20 protein-coding genes are annotated in these 19,501 nt (G+C 73.0%); 10 read left to right on the top strand and 10 right to left on the bottom strand.

Features of this window, described 5'->3' with window-relative positions; all coding sequences use genetic code 11:
- Positions 1-180 precede the first annotated feature (180 nt).
- The 6 genes from AB0J57_RS20345 (at position 181) to AB0J57_RS20320 (ending at position 4,670) form a co-directional block, all read left to right on the top strand.
- Positions 181-828, top strand: a complete 648-nt coding sequence (locus AB0J57_RS20345; protein WP_366129631.1) for an amino acid ABC transporter permease — start codon at positions 181-183, stop codon at positions 826-828.
- On the top strand, positions 825-1,766 hold the full coding sequence (locus AB0J57_RS20340) for an amino acid ABC transporter permease (RefSeq protein WP_366129630.1): 942 nt from the start codon (positions 825-827) through the stop codon (positions 1,764-1,766). The genes AB0J57_RS20345 and AB0J57_RS20340 overlap by 4 nt, the downstream gene beginning before the upstream one ends.
- Positions 1,767-1,952: 186 nt before the next feature.
- Positions 1,953-3,551, top strand: coding sequence for an FAD-dependent monooxygenase (locus tag AB0J57_RS20335; RefSeq protein WP_366129906.1), 1,599 nt, complete (start codon positions 1,953-1,955; stop codon positions 3,549-3,551).
- Between the two features lie 42 nt (positions 3,552-3,593).
- On the top strand, positions 3,594-3,680 hold the full coding sequence (locus tag AB0J57_RS20330; protein WP_338015579.1) for a putative leader peptide: 87 nt from the start codon (positions 3,594-3,596) through the stop codon (positions 3,678-3,680).
- A 79-nt stretch (positions 3,681-3,759) separates the two neighbouring features.
- Positions 3,760-4,287: a cysteine dioxygenase gene (locus AB0J57_RS20325; protein ID WP_366129629.1), complete on the top strand. Its 528-nt coding sequence runs from the start codon at positions 3,760-3,762 to the stop codon at positions 4,285-4,287.
- 2 nt (positions 4,288-4,289) lie between these two features.
- Positions 4,290-4,670: a rhodanese-like domain-containing protein gene (locus tag AB0J57_RS20320; RefSeq protein WP_366129905.1), complete on the top strand. Its 381-nt coding sequence runs from the start codon at positions 4,290-4,292 to the stop codon at positions 4,668-4,670.
- A 227-nt stretch (positions 4,671-4,897) separates the two neighbouring features.
- Here AB0J57_RS20320 and recX read toward each other — a convergent pair whose 3' ends face one another.
- From recX to AB0J57_RS20300, 4 genes are all read right to left on the bottom strand, one after another.
- Positions 4,898-5,461 carry a recombination regulator RecX gene (recX, locus tag AB0J57_RS20315; protein ID WP_366129628.1) on the bottom strand — a complete coding sequence of 188 codons (564 nt, stop codon included), beginning with the start codon at positions 5,459-5,461 and terminating at the stop codon, positions 4,898-4,900.
- Between the two features lie 4 nt (positions 5,462-5,465).
- Positions 5,466-6,602 carry a recombinase RecA gene (gene recA / locus AB0J57_RS20310; RefSeq protein WP_366129627.1) on the bottom strand — a complete coding sequence of 379 codons (1,137 nt, stop codon included), beginning with the start codon at positions 6,600-6,602 and terminating at the stop codon, positions 5,466-5,468.
- A 207-nt stretch (positions 6,603-6,809) separates the two neighbouring features.
- Positions 6,810-8,057 (bottom strand): AI-2E family transporter, encoded by a 1,248-nt coding sequence (locus tag AB0J57_RS20305; RefSeq protein WP_366129904.1) that lies wholly within the window; start codon positions 8,055-8,057, stop codon positions 6,810-6,812.
- 254 nt (positions 8,058-8,311) lie between these two features.
- Entirely contained in the window at positions 8,312-8,506 is a 195-nt protein-coding gene (locus AB0J57_RS20300) for a DUF3046 domain-containing protein (RefSeq protein ID WP_366129626.1), read from the bottom strand.
- 79 nt (positions 8,507-8,585) lie between these two features.
- Between AB0J57_RS20300 and AB0J57_RS20295 the strand changes: the two genes are divergently transcribed.
- The gene (locus AB0J57_RS20295) at positions 8,586-9,494 is read left to right on the top strand and encodes a hypothetical protein (protein WP_366129625.1); all 909 of its coding nucleotides are present in this window, start codon (positions 8,586-8,588) and stop codon (positions 9,492-9,494) included.
- Positions 9,495-9,529: 35 nt separating this feature from the next.
- Here the strand turns inward: AB0J57_RS20295 and AB0J57_RS20290 are convergent, their stop codons facing one another.
- Genes AB0J57_RS20290 through AB0J57_RS20280 form a run of 3 tightly spaced genes read right to left on the bottom strand, consistent with a single transcriptional unit; the run spans position 9,530 to position 11,457 of the window.
- Complete coding sequence (locus AB0J57_RS20290; RefSeq protein WP_366129623.1) at positions 9,530-9,838, bottom strand: AzlD domain-containing protein; 309 nt, start codon at positions 9,836-9,838, stop codon at positions 9,530-9,532.
- Complete coding sequence (locus AB0J57_RS20285) at positions 9,835-10,575, bottom strand: AzlC family ABC transporter permease (RefSeq protein ID WP_366129622.1); 741 nt, start codon at positions 10,573-10,575, stop codon at positions 9,835-9,837. Before AB0J57_RS20285 ends, AB0J57_RS20290 begins: the two co-directional genes overlap by 4 nt.
- A gap of 9 nt (positions 10,576-10,584) precedes the next feature.
- Complete coding sequence (locus tag AB0J57_RS20280) at positions 10,585-11,457, bottom strand: AraC family transcriptional regulator (protein ID WP_366129621.1); 873 nt, start codon at positions 11,455-11,457, stop codon at positions 10,585-10,587.
- A 101-nt stretch (positions 11,458-11,558) separates the two neighbouring features.
- Between AB0J57_RS20280 and AB0J57_RS20275 the strand changes: the two genes are divergently transcribed.
- From AB0J57_RS20275 to AB0J57_RS20265, 3 genes are all read left to right on the top strand, one after another.
- A complete protein-coding gene (locus AB0J57_RS20275; RefSeq protein ID WP_366129620.1) occupies positions 11,559-16,190 on the top strand; it encodes an ATP-dependent helicase in 4,632 nt (1,543 codons plus the stop codon).
- A gap of 148 nt (positions 16,191-16,338) precedes the next feature.
- Positions 16,339-17,157 carry a DNA-formamidopyrimidine glycosylase family protein gene (locus AB0J57_RS20270; protein ID WP_366129619.1) on the top strand — a complete coding sequence of 273 codons (819 nt, stop codon included), beginning with the start codon at positions 16,339-16,341 and terminating at the stop codon, positions 17,155-17,157.
- 65 nt (positions 17,158-17,222) lie between these two features.
- Positions 17,223-17,987, top strand: a complete 765-nt coding sequence (locus AB0J57_RS20265; protein WP_366129618.1) for an SDR family NAD(P)-dependent oxidoreductase — start codon at positions 17,223-17,225, stop codon at positions 17,985-17,987.
- Here AB0J57_RS20265 and AB0J57_RS20260 read toward each other — a convergent pair.
- From AB0J57_RS20260 to AB0J57_RS20250, 3 genes are all read right to left on the bottom strand, one after another.
- On the bottom strand, positions 17,935-18,201 hold the full coding sequence (locus AB0J57_RS20260) for a hypothetical protein (RefSeq protein WP_366129617.1): 267 nt from the start codon (positions 18,199-18,201) through the stop codon (positions 17,935-17,937). The two genes, AB0J57_RS20265 and AB0J57_RS20260, sit on opposite strands and share 53 nt — an antisense overlap.
- 132 nt (positions 18,202-18,333) lie before the next feature.
- A complete protein-coding gene (locus AB0J57_RS20255; RefSeq protein WP_366129616.1) occupies positions 18,334-18,819 on the bottom strand; it encodes a DNA starvation/stationary phase protection protein in 486 nt (161 codons plus the stop codon).
- 202 nt (positions 18,820-19,021) lie between these two features.
- Positions 19,022-19,405, bottom strand: coding sequence for a helix-turn-helix transcriptional regulator (locus AB0J57_RS20250; RefSeq protein ID WP_019889909.1), 384 nt, complete (start codon positions 19,403-19,405; stop codon positions 19,022-19,024).
- Positions 19,406-19,501: the final 96 nt, after the last annotated feature.

The following is a 19,501-nucleotide window of genomic DNA, read 5'->3' as shown; positions in this document are numbered from 1 at the left end:
GACGAAGCGCCCCGTACCGATGCGTACGGGGCGCTCCGCCCCGTGCCACGCGCGCACGCCGCCCGTACCGCACGCACCGGACCGCAAGCCGGCGGACCGCACGTACCGGACCGGGCGCGCCGCACCGCACGACCGCACGCACTTTGACCGCCAGCCGCTGACCGCCGACGCGGAGACCCCATGAACGTACTGCTCGACCACTTCTCAGAGTTCCGCGACGGCTTCATAGGAACCGTGTCGATCACCGCCGTCAGCACCGCCATCGCGCTGGTCCTCGGCATCGTCATCGCCGGTTTCCGGGTCTCCCCGGTCCCGCCGCTGCGCTGGTTCGGCACCGCCTGGGTCACCCTGCTGCGCAACACACCGCTGACGCTGCTGTTCCTGGTGACGACGTTCGTGGTGCCCGAGATCCTCTTCCCGGGCATGAGCGCCTTCGTCCTCGGCTCGATCGCGCTCGGCTTCTACACCTCCTCCTTCATCTGCGAGGCGGTCCGCTCCGGCATCAACACGGTGCCGCTGGGCCAGGCCGAGGCGGCCCGCTCCCTGGGCATGACGTTCTCGCAGACGCTGCGGCTCATCGTGCTGCCGCAGGCCACCCGTACCGTGCTGCCGCCGCTGAGCTCCATCCTCATCGCGCTCACCAAGAACTCGGCCATCGCGGGCGCCTTCAGCGTCACCGAACTCTTCGGCTGGCAGAAGCTGATGAGCGAAGAGGGTTACGACATCATCCCCATCTTCATCTGGGTCTCCCTCGCCTACCTGGTGGTCACGTTCTCCATCAGTGGTGTCTTCCGAGTCCTCGAGCGCCGCCTGGAGGTCGCCCGATGAGCGCCAGCGTTCTCTTCGACGCCCCCGGCCCCAAGGCCGTCGTCCGCAACCGCGTCTACGCCGTGCTCGGCACCCTCGCGATCGTGGGCCTGCTCGCCGTCACGATCATGCGGCTGAGCGACAAGGGGCACCTCGCCCCCGAGATGTGGGACATCTTCAACTACGCGGGGATCCGGCAGAACATCGCCGACGCCATCCTCGCCACCCTCAAGGCGTTCGGCATCGCGGCCGTCGGCTCGCTGGTCCTCGGCGTCCTGCTGGCCGTCGCCCGGCTCTCCGACCACAAGCCGGTCCGGTGGCTGGCGACCGGCTTCATCGAGCTGTTCCGCTCGATCCCGCTGCTGATCACCATCTACGCCGTGTGGGTCGGTTTCCTGACCGACTACTCGATGTGGGCGCTGGCGGTCGGCCTGTCGATCTACAACGGCTGCGTCCAGGCCGAGGTGTTGCGCGCCGGCGTCAACTCCGTGCCGAAGGGCCAGCGCGAGGCCGCGTACGCGCTCGGCATGAGCAAGACGCAGGTCATGACGACCGTGCTGCTGCCGCAGGCCGTCCGCGCGATGCTCCCGACGATCATCAGCCAGCTCGTGGTCACCCTCAAGGACACCTCGCTCGGCTTCATCATCCTGTACCCCGAGCTGCTCCAGACGGCCCGCCTGATCGCCTCCAACACGCAGGTCAACGGCATGTACCCGTACGTGTCGACGATCGTGGTGGTCGGTGCCATCTACGTCGCGATGTGCCTGGCGCTGTCCGCGCTCGCCACCTGGATCGAGAAGCGCGGCCGCCGCGCCAAGACGGGCATCGGCACGGCCGCGGCCGCCGACCCCGCCTCGAACGCCGTGCTCGCGGCCGAAGCCGGCAACGCGGTCGCCAAGGGTCCGCTTCCCGGCGGGCCGGGCGGGGGCGACGGTGGTACCGGTACACCGGGGAACTGACGGCATGTGACATCATCCGGGTGTCTTACGCGTTGAACGGGGGCAGTGGCGGTCGCGCCGCTGCCCCCGTCACTTGACGCAAGCAGCGGCAGTGGGTTGCATACGTTCTGTGATCACGTCGCGTCGGGCTCCAGCCGTATTGTCCCGTGTTTCCCCTGCTCACGTATGGGTCTCAGGAGCCGCGCCGTGGACCCGGTGATCGTGGTCGGCGGCGGCCCGGTCGGGCTGGCGCTCTCCCTGGCACTCGCCGCCCAGGGCGTGCCCTCCGTCGTCCTGGACGAGGGCCCCGGCAAGGAGGAGCCGCGCGCCGCGCGCACGGCCGTACTGCGCCCCGACACGGCGGCGTTCGTGGAGCGCCTCGGCTGCGCCACCGTACGGGACGAGGGCGCGCGCTGGACCGGCTGGCGGTCGATGCGCCGCAGGCAGCAGATGCGGCACTTCGAGTTCGGCCTGGAGGCGCCCTCCCCGCTGCACATCCCGCAGCACGCCCTGACGCGCGGCCTGCGGGAGGCCATCGCCTCACTCCCGGACCCGGAACTGGTGCGGGTGGTCACGCACAGCCGCGTGGACGGCATCGAGCAGGACGCGCACGGCGTCACCGCGCACACGCGCGGGCCCGGGGCGGTCTCGTGGCGCGGCAGCCACCTGGTCGGCTGCGACGGGGCCCGCTCGACCGTGCGCAAACTGCTCGGCGTCCGCTTCCCGGGGCGTACGGCGGTCGAACGGCACGCCGTCGCCGCCCTCCACGTCGAACTTCCCTGGCCGGACGAGGCCCTGTTGCACCGTCAGCCGCCGTGGCGCGGCGTGGGCGAGGAGGTCACGGCCCGGCCGTTGCCGGACGGCGGCTGGCGGCTGGACTGGCTGCTGCCGCCGCGCGGCGACCTCGTGACGCCCGACGCGCTGGTGGCACGGATCCGCGAGACGCTGTCCGGCTGGTGCGGTGCGACACCGGCGTACGACCTGGTCGACACCGGCGTGTACACGCTGCACCACCGGCTCGCGAAGCGCTGGCGGGTGGATCGCGCCTTCCTCGCCGGGGACGCCGCCCACCTGCTGGGCGCGCTCGGTACGCAAGGGCTCGACGAGGGACTGCGGGACGTCGAGAACCTGGCGTGGAAGCTGGCGCTGGCCTGGCGTCACGGAGCCTCGGACGCCCTGCTGGACAGCTACCAGGCCGAGCGGCGCACGGCGGTCGCGGCCCGGCTGCGGGCCGCCGACCAGTCACTGCCGGTGCTGCGCGGCGCGGGCGGGCTGCGGACGTACCTGCGGGGCGGCGGGCACGACGCGCTGCTGATGGACGGGCACGTGGGGCGCGGCCCGCTGGGTGCGCCGCCCGCGTACCCGCACTCCCCCCTCGCGCCTCCGTACGCCGAGGCGCACACGAGCGTGGGTACGCCGCCCGGTGCGCCGGTCGCGGATGTGCGGGTCACGGCTCCGGAGGACGGCACGACCGTGCGGCTGCGGGACCGGCTGGGCCGCGGCAGGCTGCTGGCGGTGCTGGTCGCGCCGGGTACGGGGGTGTGGGACCGGCGGCACTGGATGTCCGCGGGGGTGATGCCCAGGCTGGTGGAAGCGGTGGCGGGGCTGCCGGTCGAGGGGGAAGTGCTGGTCACGGAGGCGTACCCGGGGGCGGCCGCGCACACCGTGCTGCTGGTACGGCCCGACGGGCACCTGGCGGCGGCCTTCTCCGGGGTCCGGCCGGCGGAACTGCACGCGGCGGCCGACGCGGTGCGGGGCGGTGCGCCGTCGCCCGAGCACAGCGACCGGACGGCCGATGTGAACTGACGTCGATTGACGTGATAGGGAGGACGTGCTGTACTCCCGATCATGAACGGCACCGATGTGCGCCTGTGGCGGAGGGTCCACATGGACCTGGTCCGCTATGCGGGCTGCGTGTGTCGTCGGTCCTGCTGAACTCGCTCTTTTCCCTTACGCGCCGTTTCGCCGTGCGCGTTTTCCGCGACTTCATGTCCAGGACCCAGGACGGTTTCCCGTGTCCCAGCCTGTCTCTGCCCCCGTGGTCGCCGATGTGCCAACGGCTGCCCAACTGCTCGCTTTCGTCCGCCGCACGGCGGCCGACACCGAACTGATCGCCTCCCTTCCGCTCGACCCGGAAGGCCGCACATGGGTGCGGCTCGACGGGCCCGGCGGCAGCGAGGCCTGGCTCATCGGCTGGCCGCCCGGCACCGGCACGGGGTGGCACGACCACGCCGAGTCACTCGGCGCCTTCGCCACCGCGCGCGGCGCCCTGAAGGAGAACTCCCTTTCCGTGCGCCTGCCTTCGGGCGGCTGGCGGGCGCTCGAACTGAACGAGGGCGTCGACCGCGAGCGCCTGCTCCGGGCGGGCCAGGGGCGGGCGTTCGGCCGGCACCATGTGCACGAGGTGCTGAACGCCTCCCCTGCCGAGCACGCCGTGTCGGTCCACGCGTACTACCCGCCACTTCCGCTGATCCGGCGCTTCAGCCGCACCGGCCCGGTGCTACGACTGGAGCAGGTCGAGCGTCCGGAGGACTGGCAGTGAGCATGAACATCGACGAGTTGCTGGAGCACACCCGGGCGGGCCTGAACCGCCTGACCGCCCCGGAGGCGTTCGCGGCCGCCGAGGCGGGTGACGCGCTCCTGGTGGACATCCGGTACGCGGCACTGCGCGAACGCGACGGGCTGATCCCCGGAGCCCTGGTCGTCGAACGCAACGAACTGGAGTGGCGCCTCGACCCCCAGGGCAGCCACCGCGCCCCGGAAGCGGTGAGCCACGACCTACGCGTCGTGGTCGTCTGCGACGAGGGCTACGCATCCTCCCTCGCAGCCGCCTCCCTCCACCACCTGGGCCTCCACCGCGCCACCGACCTCATCGGCGGCTTCCAATCCTGGAGGGCTCACGGCCTCCCCGTCACGTCTCCCTGACCCGGGCACGGCTCCCTGACCCGGCACGGCCCCCTGACCCGGGCAGGACCACCGGGCTGGGGGGCGGGGGCCTGGGGGCGGGGGCACGGGGGGCGGGTCAACCGCCTTGGGGGCCACCGGGCGCGGAGCCCCACCCGGCACAAGCCCACCAGGCGCGGAGCCCACCGGGCGTGGGCCACCGGGCGCGGAGCCCCACCCGCGCACACCCCCCCGGCGGGCCCGGCAGTTCAGAGGGCGTCGAGGTCTTCCACGTCCTCGCCCTCTTCCGCCAGCGCTTGGCGCACCACTCGCAGGGCCATGCCCTCGGGGTAGCCCTTGCGGGCGAGCATGCCCGCGAGGCGGCGGAGGCGGCGATCGCGGTCGAGGCCGCGGGTCGCCCTGAGCTTGCGGGCCACCAGCTCGCGGGCCGTCTCCTCCTCCTGCTCGGAGTCGAGCTGACCCACCGCTTCGTCGATCAGCTCGGCGTCCACCCCCTTGGTGCGCAATTCGCGCGCGAGGGCACGACGGGCCAGGCCCCGGCCGTGGTGCCGGGACTCCACCCACGCGCCCGCGAAGGCCGCGTCGTCGATCAGGCCGACGTCCTCGAAGCGGGAGAGGACCTCGTCGGCGACCTCGTCCGGAATCTCACGTTTGCGCAACGCGTCCGCGAGCTGCTTGCGGGTGCGCGGGGTCCCGGTGAGCAGGCGCAGGCAGATCGCCCGCGCCCGCTCAGCCGGATCCTGGGGCGACAGCTCCTTCTCGGCCCTCGACGAGTCGTCACTGTCGCCCGGCCATTCGGTGCGCCGGACCACGGGGTCAGGCCTTGGCGGCCGCGGTCTTGGTCGCCTTGGTGGCCTTGGCCGCCGGAGCCGGGACCGACTTCGCCGGCTCGTCGGTGGCCGACGCACCCGCCGCGCCCGCCGCGTCCGTGCCGGGCTCCGCCGCCGGGGCCTCGGGCCGGACGCCCACGCCCAGCTTCTCCTTGATCTTCTTCTCGATCTCGTTGGCGAGGTCGGGGTTGTCCTTCAGGAAGTTGCGGGCGTTCTCCTTGCCCTGGCCCAACTGGTCGCCCTCGTACGTGTACCAGGCGCCCGCCTTGCGCACGAAGCCGTGCTCGACGCCCATGTCGATCAGGCCGCCCTCGCGGCTGATGCCCTGGCCGTACAGGATGTCGAACTCGGCCTGCTTGAACGGCGGCGCGACCTTGTTCTTGACGACCTTGCAGCGGGTGCGGTTACCGACCGCCTCCGTACCGTCCTTCAAGGTCTCGATCCGGCGGATGTCGATACGCACCGAGGCGTAGAACTTCAGCGCCCGGCCACCGGTCGTGGTCTCCGGCGAGCCGAACATCACGCCGATCTTCTCGCGGAGCTGGTTGATGAAGATCGCCGTGGTCTTGGACTGGTTCAGCGCGCTGGTGATCTTCCGGAGCGCCTGGCTCATCAGACGGGCCTGGAGACCCACGTGCGAGTCGCCCATCTCGCCCTCGATCTCCGCACGCGGCACGAGCGCGGCGACGGAGTCGATGACGATCAGGTCGAGCGCACCGGAGCGGACCAGCATGTCCACGATCTCCAGGGCCTGCTCGCCGTTGTCGGGCTGGGACAGGATCAGGTTGTCGATGTCGACACCGAGCTTCTGCGCGTACTCGGGGTCGAGGGCGTGCTCCGCGTCGACGAACGCGACCTGGCCGCCTGCCTTCTGCGCGTTGGCCACGGCGTGCAGGGTCAGGGTCGTCTTACCGGAGGACTCCGGGCCGTAGATCTCCACCACACGGCCGCGCGGCAGGCCGCCGACGCCGAGCGCGACGTCGAGCGCGGTCGAGCCGGTCGGGATGACCTCGATGGGCTCCCTCGACCGCTCGCCCATGCGCATCACTGCGCCCTTGCCGAATTGCCGTTCAATCTGTGCGAGCGCGGCGTCGAGCGCCTTCTCGCGGTCGGTTCCTGCCATGGGTTCCACCCGATTTGCTTGAGTCGATCGCTTCACGTCAAAGACGCTAACCCCTGCCACTGACAATGGGCCCCGACGTCCCTCCGACCTGTGGATAACTCAGCGGCCGACACCTCGTCGCCCCCGTAATTCCGGGCCGGAACCCCCATAAGAATGGATGTTCGATTTTGCTGTCAAGCGAGCCACACCGCACCTCGCGGCGCGGCGTCAGGAGCCGTCGGCGGGCGGCACCCGGTGGCCCAGCTCCTTCTCCTTCTTCGCCCGCAGGGCCCGCTGCACACGGTCCAGCACGGCCTCCCCGTGCCGCCGGTGGCCGTGCATGCGCGGGTCCTCCGTCACGTCGTACCGCTTCACGTAGGCGCCGAGGAACGCCTGGAGCGTCGCGACCGCCGGGATCGCGATGAGCGCGCCGACCGCGCCGAGCAGCGCGGTGCCCGCGACGACCGAGCCGAAGGCCACGGCCGGGTGGATGTCGACGGTCTTGGCGGTCAGCTTGGGCTGCAGCACGTAGTTCTCGAACTGCTGGTACACCACGACGAACGCCAGCACCCACAGCGCGTACCAGGGGTTCTCGGTGAAGGCGATCAGCATCGGCAGGGCGCCCGCCAGGTAGGTGCCGATGGTGGGCAGGAACTGGGAGACCAGGCCCACCCAGACCGCCAGCGCGGGCGCGTACGGCACCCCCAGGAACTCCAGCAGGACGTAGTGGGCCACGCCGGAGATCAGCGCCATCAGACCGCGCGAGTACAGATAGCCGCCGGTCTTGTCCACGGCGATCTCCCAGGCGCGCAGCACCTCGGCCTGCTTGGCGGGCGGCAGGACGGAGCACAGGGCCCGGCGCAGCCGTGGGCCGTCCGCCGCGAAGTAGAACGAGAACAGGAAGATCGTCAGGAGCTTGAACAGCCCGCCGAGCACGGTCGCGGAGACGTCCAGCACTCCGCTCGCGCTGTTCTGGACGTACTTCCTCAGCCAGTCCGAGCGCAGCAGGCTGTCCTGGACCTCGACCCGGGACAGCTCGGTGTGGAAGGTGCGGTTGATCCAGTTGATCAGCGAGTCGAGGTACCGGGGGAAGTCCTCGACGATCTCGACGATCTGGCCGGCCAGCATCGAGCCGAGCAGCACGACGAACCCGATGCTCGCCGCCAGGACGGCGAAGAAGACCAGGAAGGTGGCGAGGCCACGGCGCATCCCCCGGGCGGCCATCCGCCCCACGGCCGGCTCGATCGCCAGCGCCAGGAAGAACGCGATGAGGATGTTCATCAGCAGGCCGATGAGCTGGTGGAACGCCCAACTGCCCAGTTGGAAGCAGGCGTACAGGGCGAGCGCCAGGACCATGGCCTTCGGGAGCCAGCGGGGCATGCGGGCGGCGGGGGACCCTCCCCGGGCCGACGCGCCGCCGGCCGACCCGCCCCCGGCCGACGCGGCGGCGGTCGGCCCGGCCGTCGCGGCCGGCACGGACGCCGCCGCGGTCGTCGTGGTCGTCGCCGGCTCTGCGGTCCTGCTCGGCGGCACGGGGACCGCATGGGTGGCCGGTGACGCGGGGTCGCTGGTCACCGGCTCGGTGGTCGTCGTCTCGGTCTCGTCAGTCGGGGCCACGCAGCAAGTCTCGCGTACGGCGGTGACAAGCGGCCGGTCAGCCCGGGGAGCATCGCGTCACACCACCACCGCGCCACGGGTTCACCGCATCACCGAGGCACACCACCACCGCGTCACCGCTTGTCCGCGGGCACGTCCACGGCCGCGCAGACCGCGCGCCACACGTCCTTGGCCTCCCACCCGTCCTCCAGCGCCTGGTACACCGTCCGGCCGCCCAGCTCGGACATGACATGGTCCCGAGCGAAGGACTCGGCGTACACCTCACCGAAGTGGTCCGCCATCCGCTCCCAGAAAATCGTCAACCGCATGCCTCGAGTATCCCGCTCCTGAGAGTGCAGCCCGGTCCACGCCGCTTGCCGAAAGCCCTTTCCGCCCTACGGTCGGAACATGGCTGGAACTCCCCTCTCGCGCGCCGAGCACTTCATCTGGCTGACGGCCCGCGTGCTCGAACAGCGGCGGTTCGCTTACCACTTCCTGGGTGGTGGTGCCGACCCCGTGGAGGCCGCCCTGAGCGCGTACCTCAACGAGGACGGGGGCTACGGCCACGCCCTGGAGCCGGATCTGCGCGGGCCCGTCAGCCAGCCGCTGCACACCGCGCACGCGCTGCGGGTGCTGGACTCCATCGGCCGCTGCGGCGGGCTGCGCGTGGAGCGCGTCTGCCGCTACCTGACGGGGGTGTCCACGCACGACGGCGCCCTTCCGGCCCTCCACCCCTCGATCCGGGGCTATCCGGTCGCGCCGTTCATGCCGGTCGTGGACGATCCGCCGAGCGAGCTGCTGGCGACCGGCCCGGTCGTCGGGGTGCTCCACCGCAACCAGGTGTGGCACGCGTGGCTGTTCCGCGCCACGGACTTCTGCTGGGCCGCCGTGGAGGCGCTGGAGAAGTCGCACCCGTACGAGATCCAGGCCGCCGTCGCGTTCCTGGACGGCGTTCCGGACCGTGCCCGCGCGGAGGCCGCCGCGGACCGGCTCGGCCGCCTGGTGCGGGAGCAGCGGCTGGCGGTGCTGGACCCGGACCACGTCGACGAGTATCCGGTCGCGCCCGGTTACGCCCCGGGCGAGCACCACTTCCCGCACGACTACGCGCGCGTGCCGGACTCGCTCGCCCGGCGCTGGTTCACGGACGAGGAGATGGCCCGCTCCCTGGACCGCCTCGCGGCCGACCAGGAGGAGGACGGCGGCTGGCCGGTCAGGTGGCGCCAGTGGGCGCCGGGCACGGCCCTGGAGTCGCGTCCGGTCGTGACGATCGAGGCGCTGCGCACGCTGCGGGCGCACGGCCGCCGCATCGGCGGCTGACCGGCGCCCGCCGAGCGTGCGGACAGGGCGCGCCGTCAGCCCCCGATGGCCCGTACCCCCGCCGTCACCACGACCGCGGCGGCGACCACGACCAGGAAGGGAGCCCGCAGCACCAGGGCGAGTGCCGCCGCGGCCAGACCGGCTCCCCGCGCGTCCACGACGAGCGCGCCGTTGGTGCTGAAGGTCTGCTGCGCGGTCAGCGCGGCCAGCAGGGCGACGGGAAGCAGCGCCGCCAGCCGCTGCACGAGCGGCCGCTCCAGCGCCCCGGCGGGCACCAGGAGGCCGATCAGCTTCAGGAGGTAGCAGCCGGCGGCGGTCAGGCCTATGGCGATCCAGATGTTCAACGGTCCGTCCCCTCCGCGTCCGCACGGCCGGTCTTGCGTCCCCGGAGCCACAGCACGACGGGCGCGGCGAGTGCCGCGACCAGTACCGGCACCCCGGCGGGCAGCACCGGCAGGAAGCCGAGCCCCAGGACGACGGCGAACGCGGCGACGGCCCGTTCGGTGGTCGTGCGCAGCATGGGCGCCAGCAGGGCGAGGAAGACGGCGGGCCCGGCGGCGTCCAGTCCCCACGCGTTCGTGTCCCCGATGGCCTCGGCGCCCAGCGCTCCCAGGAGCGTGGTCAGGTTCCACAGCACGTAGAGGGTGAGTCCGGTGACGGTGAAGCCGATACGGGCGGCTCGCCGGTCCGGCTGGGCGAGCGACACGGCCGCCGTCTCGTCGATGACCCAGTGGGCGGCGAACGGCCTCACCGACCACCGCAGGGCGAGGACCTGTGACAGCCGCAGCCCGTAGAAGGCGTTGCGGGTACCGAGGAAGAACGCGCCCGCGGCGGCGGTGAACGGGTTCCCGCCCGCCGCGAGCGCCCCGACGAGCGCGAACTGTGAGGCGCCGGTGAAGACGAGCAGGCTGAGCGCGCAGGTCTGGAGCAGGCCGAGCCCGGCCCCGGCCGAGGTCACGCCGAACGCGAAGCCGGAGAGCCCGACGGCCACGCCGACGCCGAGCGCGTCACGGACGACGGCCCGGTCCGGCTTGGTCGCGGCTGGTGGGCCTGTTTCTATGAGTGCTGTCTGTTCTGCCACGCCCCGACGTTACGAACCCGGGGGCTCCCCGGTCTTGTACGTTCTTGCGCGCTCGCGCTGGTAGGCGCCCGGCGGCACCCCGACGATCCGGGTGAAGTGCCGGTTGAGGTGGGGCTGGTCGGTGAAGCCGACCGCGGCGGCGGCAGCGGCCGGGGACGTGCCGGACTCCAGCAGGTGCCGGGCGGTACGCACGCGCGCGTTGGTCAGCCAGGTGTGCGGGGGCATGCCGTAGGTCGCCTTGAAGGCGCGCAACAGGGCGAAGGGGCTGGTGCCGAGCTCCCGCGCCAGCTCGTCCAGGGACGGCGGCTCGGCCATGCGCTGCTGGAGGAGCTCCCTGGCCAGGGCGGCCGTGCGGGCCCCGGCGGCGAGCGGCCGGCGCCGGGGCAGCGACTGGCCGTGGCGGCGCAGCAGGCGGGCGACGGCCACCCGGAGGAGGCTGTCGGCGGCCAGCGCGTTGCCTTCCTCGGCCGCCCGGTGAACGGCGCTGATGAGCTGGGCGGTGTCCTCGTCCTCGACGATGGTCTCGGCGAAGCCGGCGGTGCCGCGCAGGGTCGTCTCCTCCTCCGCGATCGCGGCGACGAGCGCCGACGACGGGTAGAGGGTGGCGTAGGACCAGCCCTCGGGCACTCCGGCGTGCGCGGAGTGCGGCACCTCGGGGTTGATCATGACAACGGTGCCGGGGCGGGCCCGGATGGTGCCCTCAGGCATGATCACGTCCTCGACCCCGCGCCGCACGGCGCCGAGGACGAACCCCTCATGGCTGTGCCGGGTGAAGGAATGGCGTACGTAGCGGGCGCGGAGCAGGTCGAGCCCGGGCACACCGGGGTACTGCCAGTGCCGGGCCCATTCGCCTTCGCTCTCCCGTCCCCGCCTGCTCGCCATGCCTCCATTCTGCGTCCCGCGCACGCCGCTGACCCGAGCGTCCACGGTGCGGACAGCGCTGCCGCGCCGGATTGTCAGTGGCGGGGTGCACGATGGGGGGCATGGCCAGGACTGCGCTCGATTCCTTCTCCCCCGCGACCCGCGGCTGGTTCACGGGGGCCTTCCGCGCGCCCACCGCGGCCCAGGAAGGTGCCTGGCGGGCGATCGGCGAGGGCTCGGACGTCCTCGTCGTGGCCCCGACCGGGTCCGGCAAGACGCTGGCCGCGTTCCTCGCCTCGCTGGACCGGCTCGCGTCCACACCGCCGCCGGCCGACGCCAAGAAGCGCTGCCGTGTGCTGTACGTGTCTCCGCTCAAGGCGCTCGCGGTCGACGTCGAGCGCAATCTGCGCAGTCCGCTGACCGGCATCCGCCAGGAGTCCGTCCGCCTCGGCCTGCCCGAGCCGGACGTGCGGGTCGGCATCCGCTCGGGCGACACCCCGGCCGCCGAGCGGCGCTCGCTCGCCACCCGCCCGCCGGACATCCTGATCACCACGCCCGAGTCGCTGTTCCTGATGCTCACCTCCGCCACGCGGGACGCCCTGTCCGGCGTCGAGACGGTGATCCTGGACGAGGTCCACGCCGTCGCGGGCACGAAGCGGGGCGCCCACCTCGCGCTCTCCCTGGAGCGGCTCGACGAGCTGCTGCCGCGCCCGGCCCGCCGTATCGGGCTGTCCGCGACGGTCCGCCCGGTGGACGAGGTCGCCCGCTATCTGTCCCCGCGGCGGAAGGTGGAGATCGTCCAGCCGCCCTCCGGCAAGGAGTTCGACCTGTCCGTGGTCGTCCCGGTCGAGGACCTGGGCGAGCTCGGGGGCTCCCCCGCGACGGACACGGACCAGGCCGAGCGCCCGTCGATCTGGCCGCATGTCGAGGAGCGGATCGCCGACCTCGTCCAGGCTCACCGCTCGACGATCGTCTTCGCCAACTCCCGGCGGCTGGCCGAGCGTCTGTGCAACCGGCTCAATGAGATCGCCTACGAGCGGGCCACGGGAGAGGCCCTCCCCGACGACCAGTCCCCCGCCGAGGTGATGGCCCAGTCCGGCGCGGCGAAGGGCGCCCCGCCGCTGCTGGCGCGGGCGCACCACGGCTCGGTCTCCAAGGAGCAGCGGGCCCTGGTCGAGGAGGACCTCAAGGCGGGCCGGCTGCCCGCCGTGGTCGCCACCTCCAGCCTGGAGCTGGGCATCGACATGGGGGCGGTCGACCTGGTCGTCCAGGTCGAGTCGCCGCCGTCCGTGGCCTCCGGCCTCCAGCGCGTCGGCCGCGCCGGGCACCAGGTGGGCGCCGTGTCGACGGGCGTGGTGTTCCCCAAGTACCGGGGCGACCTGGTGCAGGCGGCGGTGGTCACCGAGCGGATGCGCTCCGGTTCCATCGAGTCGATGCGGGTCCCGGCCAATCCGCTGGACGTGCTGGCCCAGCAGCTCGTCGCCATGGTCGCCCTGGACACCTGGCAGTTCGACGACCTGCTCGCCGTCGTCCGGCGGGCCGCGCCCTTCGCCTCACTGCCCGAGTCGGCGTTCACGGCCGTCCTGGACATGCTCGCCGGGCGCTATCCGTCCGACGCGTTCGCCGAGCTGCGCCCGCGCGTGGTGTGGGACCGCGTCGCGGGCACGGTGACGGGCCGCCCGGGGGCGCAGCGCCTGGCCGTCACCTCCGGCGGAACGATCCCCGACCGGGGCCTGTTCGGGGTGTTCCTGGCGGGCGCCGACCCGAAGAAGGGCGGCGGGCGGGTCGGCGAGCTGGACGAGGAGATGGTGTACGAGTCGCGGGTCGGCGACGTGTTCACCCTGGGCACGTCCTCGTGGCGCATCGAGGACATCACGCGCGACCGGGTGCTGGTCTCCCCCGCCCCGGGTGTGCCGGGCCGGCTGCCGTTCTGGAAGGGCGACCAGCTCGGCCGCCCGCTGGAGCTGGGCCGTGCGGTGGGGGCGTTCCTCCGCGAGGTGGGCTCGCTGGCGCCGGACGACGCGCGGCTGCGCCTGCTGGCGGCGGGCCTGGACGCCTGGGCGGCGGACAACGTCCTGGCGTACCTGGACGAGCAGCGCCAGGCGTGCGGCCATGTGCCGGACGACCGCACCATCCTCGTGGAGCGGTTCCGTGACGAGCTGGGCGACTGGCGGGTGGTGGTGCACTCGCCGTTCGGCGCGCAGGTGCACGCCCCGTGGGCGCTGGCGCTGGGCGCCCGGCTCAGCGAGCGGTACGGCATGGACGCCCAGGTGATGCACGCCGACGACGGCATCGTGCTGCGGCTGCCCGACGCGGACCTGATGGGCCTGGACCTGCTCGACCAGGACCCGGCCGCCCCGGGCCTGGAGTACGACGGCGACCAGGCGCCGGTCGGCGCCGCCGACGTCCTGTTCGACAAGGGCGAGGTCGACCAGATCGTCACCGATCAGGTCGGCGGCTCGGCGCTGTTCGCCTCCCGCTTCCGGGAGTGCGCGGCCCGTGCCCTGCTGCTGCCGCGCCGCAGTCCGGGGAAGCGCACGCCCCTGTGGCAGCAGCGCCAGCGCGCCGCCCAACTGCTCCAGGTGGCCAGCGAGTTCGGTTCGTTCCCCATCGTCCTGGAGGCGGTCCGCGAATGCCTCCAGGACGTCTTCGACGTCCCCGGTCTCAGGGAGCTGATGGGCGACATCGAGGCCCGCCGCGTCCGGCTGGTCGAGGTCACCACCCCCGAGCCGTCCCCGTTCGCCCGCTCGCTGCTGTTCGGCTACGTGGCGCAGTTCCTGTACGAGGGTGACTCGCCGCTCGCCGAGCGGCGGGCCGCCGCGCTGTCCCTGGACTCGCGGCTCCTGGCCGAGCTGCTGGGCCAGGCGGAGCTGCGCGAGCTGCTGGACGCGGACGTCCTGACCGAGCTGGAGAGCGAGCTCCAGTGGCTGACCGAGGACCGCCGCGTCAAGGACGTGGAGGGCGTGGCCGACGTGCTGCGCGTCCTCGGCCCCCTCACCGACGCCGAGCTGGTCGAGCGGGGCGCCGACCCCGACTGGCCCCGGCACCTGGCGAAGACCCGCCGGGCCATCCGGGTCCGGGTCGCGGGCGCCGACCACTGGGCGGCCGTCGAGGACGCGGGCCGGCTGCGCGACGCCCTGGGCACCGCCCTGCCGGTCGGCGTCCCGGAGGCGTTCACCGAGCCGGTCAAGGACCCGCTCGGCGACCTCCTGGCGCGGTACGCGCGCACGCACGGGCCGTTCACGTCCGCCCAGGCCGCCGCCCGGTTCGGCCTCGGCGTCGCCGTCACCGACGGCGCCCTGCACCGCCTGGCCGCCGCCGGCCGCGTCGTCCAGGGCGAGTTCCACCCGTCCGGCATCGGCCAGGAGTGGTGCGACGCGGCCGTGCTGCGCCGGCTGCGCCGCCGTTCGCTGGCCGCCCTCCGCCACGAGCTGGAGCCGGTCCCGCCGGCCGCGCTCGCCACCTTCCTGCCCCAGTGGCAGCACCTGGGCAGCAACAGCCTGCGCGGCATCGACGGCCTGGCCCGCGCCATCGAACAGCTCCAGGGCGCCCCGGTCCCCGCGTCCGCCCTCGAAAAGCTGATCCTGCCCTCCCGTGTCACCGGCTACAGCCCGGCCATGCTCGACGAGTTGACCACCACCGGCGAAGTGGTGTGGGCCGGCGCGGGCGCCCTGCCCGGCAAGGACGGCTGGGTGTCGCTCTACCTGGCCGACGCCGCGCCCCTGCTGCTCCCACCGCCGCACCCGCTGGAGCTCACCGCCCTCCACGAGTCGGTCCTGACCGCCCTCTCCGGCGGCTACGGCCTGTTCTTCCGGCAGATCGCCGACCAGGTCCGCGCCACCACGCACCCCGACGCCACCGACCCCCAGCTCGCCGACGCCCTGTGGGACCTGGCCTGGTCCGGGCGACTGACCAACGACACCCTGGCGCCGCTGCGCTCCCTGCTCGGCTCCGGCCGTACGGCGGGCTCCACCGCCCACCGCACCAAGCGCACGGTCCCCCGCGGCCGGTACGGCACACTGACCGCCGCCGCCCGCCCGGCCGGCCGCCCCGCGTCCCGCTCCGGCCCGCCCACCGTCAGCGGCCGCTGGTCCCTCCTCCCGCCGCCCGAGCCGGAGCCCACCCACCGCGCCCACGCCCTGGCACGCACCCTGCTGGACCGGCACGGCGTGGTCACACGCGGCGCGGTGGCCGCCGAAGGCGTGGAGGGCGGTTTCTCGGCGACGTACCGCGTCCTGTCGGCCTTCGAGGACAGCGGCCAGGCCCGCCGCGGCTATGTCGTCGAGGGCCTGGGAGCCGCCCAGTTCGCGATGGACGGCGCCGTCGACCGGCTCCGCGCGGCGGCCACCGCCCGCGACCGCGCCGACTCCGCGGCCGCCCCGCGCGCGGTCGTCCTCGCCGCCGCCGACCCGGCCAACGCGTACGGCGCCGCGCTGTCCTGGCCCGAGCCCCCCACCGGCGCCGGCCACAAACCCGGCCGGAAGGCGGGCGCCCTCGTCGTCCTCGTCGACGGGGAGCTCACGCTCTACATGGAGCGCGGCGGCAAGACCCTGCTGTCCTGGCCCACCGAACCGGACGACCCTGCGCTCCGTGCCGCCGCCGACGCCCTCGCGGCGGCCGCCCGCGCGGGCTCGCTGGGCACCGTCACGGTCGAGCGGATCAACGGCGCCGCCGCCCTCACCTCCCCCCTCTCCCGTTCCCTGGAGGCGGCCGGCTTCCACGCGACGCCGAGAGGACTCCGCCTCCGCGCCTAAAGCCCCCGGACGGCTCCGGACACTCCTTGGCCCCGCACCCAAGCCCGGCCCCGCACGCACGCACCCGGAGCCGCCCCCACCCCCGCCCCGAAAAGCAGGCCGGCGCCCCGCCCCCCACCACCACCCCCTCCTCCCGCATCATGGACGCATGCCCGAAGGAGACACCGTCTGGCTGACCGCCCGGCGCCTGCACACCGCCCTCGCGGGCAAGCTCCTGACCCGCTCCGACCTGCGGGTCCCGCGCCTGGCCACCGCCGACCTCACCGGGCGGACGCTGCTCGACGTCACCCCGCGCGGCAAGCACCTCCTCACCCGCATCGAGGGCGGCCTCACCCTCCACTCCCACCTCCAGATGGACGGCGCCTGGCGCGTCTACGCAGCCGAGGAGCGCTGGAGCGGCGGCCCCGGCCACCAGATCCGGGCCATCCTCGGAACCACCACCCACACCGCCGTCGGCTACCGCCTTCCCGTCCTGGACCTGATCCGCACGAAGGACGAGCCGTCCGTCGTCGGGCACCTCGGGCCCGACCTGCTCGGTCCCGACTGGGACTTCGAGGAGGCGGTGCGCAGGGTGTGCGCCGACCCCTCCCGCCCGCTCGGCGAAGCGCTCCTGGACCAGCGGAATCTGGCGGGCATCGGCAACGTCTACAAGTGCGAGCTCGCCTTCCTCGCCCGGGTCACGCCCTGGCTGCCGGTCGGCGAGCTCCCGCCCGGCGTTCCCGAACGGCTGGTCGCCACCGCGCACCGCCTCCTGGAGGCCAACAAGGAACGCTTCGACCGCCGCACGATCACCACCACCGACCGCCCCGACCGCAAGCTCTACGTCTACGGCCGCAAGAACCAGCCCTGCTACCGCTGCGGCACCCCCATCCGCCACAAGGAGGAGACCGGACGGGACCGAGTCTCCTACTGGTGCCCGGGCTGCCAGTCGGGCCCCGGGCCGGACCCGGCCCCTCCCACCAACTGACGGCCAACCGACGCCCCATCGACGACCAATTGACGGGCCGTCAGATCACGTCGTACGGTCCCGGCATGCCACTCCCGGCGTACGACCTCACCGGCCGCACCGCGTTCGTCACCGGGGCCGCGGGCGGCATCGGCCGCGCGACCGCCGTCCTGCTCGCCGAGGCGGGCGCCACCGTCCACTGCGCGGACCGCGACGCGGTGGGCCTGCACGGCACACGTGCGCTGATCGGGAAGCAGGGCGGCACGGCCCACACCCACACCCTCGACGTGACCGACCGCGCCGCCCTCCGCACGGCCGTGGGGGACGCCGGCGCCCTCCACGTCATGGCCGCCATCGCGGGCGTGATGCACACCAGCACGGTCCTGGAGACGACGGACGAGGACCTCGACCGCGTGTTCGCCGTCAACTTCAAGGGCGTCCTGTACGCGGGCCAGGAGGCGGCCCGCGCCATGATCGCGCACGGCGTGCCCGGCTCCATCGTCACGATGGCGTCCGGCGCGGTGGACGCGGCGAGCCCGGGCCTGCTCTGCTACAGCGTCGCCAAGGCCGCCGTGGTCCAGCTCACCCGGACCCTCGCCACCGAGCTGGGGCCGCAGGGCATCCGCGTCAACGCCGTCGCGCCCGGCTGGGTCCGTACACCCATGACACAGCGCCATGAAGCCGAGCAGCAGCGGCGGATCGAGGCGGGCATGGTGCGGATGTCCCCTCTCGGCCGGGTCGGGGAGCCGGAGGACATCGCCCACACGGTCCTCCACCTCGCCTCCGACGCCTCACGTTTCATGACGGGTCAGATCCTCCGCCCCAACGGCGGCGTAGCCATGCCCTGGTAGGCGGCACGGCGCGACGCGGAGCGGTACGGGCGGTACGGGCCGAGGCCACGTGCACGGGTAGCAGGCTCAGCCCCCAGCCCCCCGCCGCCATGGTGCCCTCGACGAGTCCGGCCTGCCCGGGTGCCAGCGCCAGTCTCAGCACCGCCCACCACCACAGCCCGCCCAGCACCAGCGCGAGCGCGAGCGCCGGCAGGGGAACCCGTCGCCGTACCATGGCCGCCTCCTCCGGTCGACGCTAGACCGGGACGATCACATGACGGGAGGGCGTACCGTTGCGCGCCTCCGGCGCACGCCGGGCACCGCGGTACACCCTCCCGTCCGGTCCATCTCCGTGCTCGCCGGCTCGCTACGGGTTGTCCGCCTGGCGGCTTTCCGCCTGGAACATCCACGCGTGCTTCTCGAGGTCCGCGGTGAGCTCGATCAGCAGGTCCTGCGTCACCGGGTCGGGCTTGTCGGTCTCTTCGATCCGCTCACGCATCCGCCCGATGACGGTTACGAGCGCGTCGACCATGATGCGCACGGCTTCGTCGTCCTTGATCCAGCCGGTCGGCACATTCTTGATCGCCGTACTGGACGCGATCGTGCCGGCTCGCCCGTCCGGGGTGACGCCCAGCGCCGAGGCGCGCTCCGCCATGACGTCGGAGTGCTGGCGGGCAGTGGCCACGACCTCGTCGAGCTGAAGGTGAATGGAGCGGAAGCGCGGCCCAACCACGTTCCAGTGCACCTGCTTGGCCACCAGGGACAGGTCCACCGCGTCCACCAGTGCGCCCTGCAGGGCTTCGCCGACCACCTTCAGGTCGGCGTCGGACAGCGGGCTCTTCACGACAGACATCCGAATCCTCCGTTCCCGGCGTGCGACGGGAGCGCACGCCCGACCACCATTGCACATACGACCTAAAACGGGCATTCGGAGTAAACGAAAGCCCCGGTCGGCCATTCGGGTACCCGACCGGGGCTCAGCCCAAAACGTGCGCTTCCCATCCGCGCAGCGACAACTTCACGCGAAGCCGCCGACGTCACGCGGAGAGGGATGTTCAGGCGGCGACGACGTCCACCGCCTCCGCGGGCGCCTTGATCGTCACCCGCTCCGTCGGCACACCCGCCACCGACGTCACGGACACAGAATTGAGCATTGGGCGTACTGGTGCCGGCACCGGCTCACTCGCCGCTGCCGATTCGGCCAGCTCAGCCAGCGAGAGCTCGTCGCTCACCTCTCGCATGAGCTCGGACATCCGTACGTCAAGCGCGTCGCAGATGGCGGAGAGCAGCTCGGAGGAAGCCTCCTTCTGCCCCCGCTCCACCTCGGAGAGATAGCCGAGCGAAACTCGGGCGGACGAGGAGACTTCGCGCAGAGTACGGCCCTGGCGCTGGCGCTGCCGACGCAGCACGTCACCCAACAGGCGACGGAGCAGAATCATCGGTGGCTCCCTCCTCGGACCGTGTAGCCGCATCCTTCACGCCCCACCGTACCGCCTCGCGCTGCGGCCGTGCGGGGAGCGATGACGTGTTCACTC

The sequence above is a fragment of the Streptomyces sp. NPDC049837 genome, assembly GCF_040674455.1.
Lineage (GTDB): Bacteria > Actinomycetota > Actinomycetes > Streptomycetales > Streptomycetaceae > Streptomyces.
This window is presented reverse-complemented; position numbering and strand designations above follow the sequence as displayed.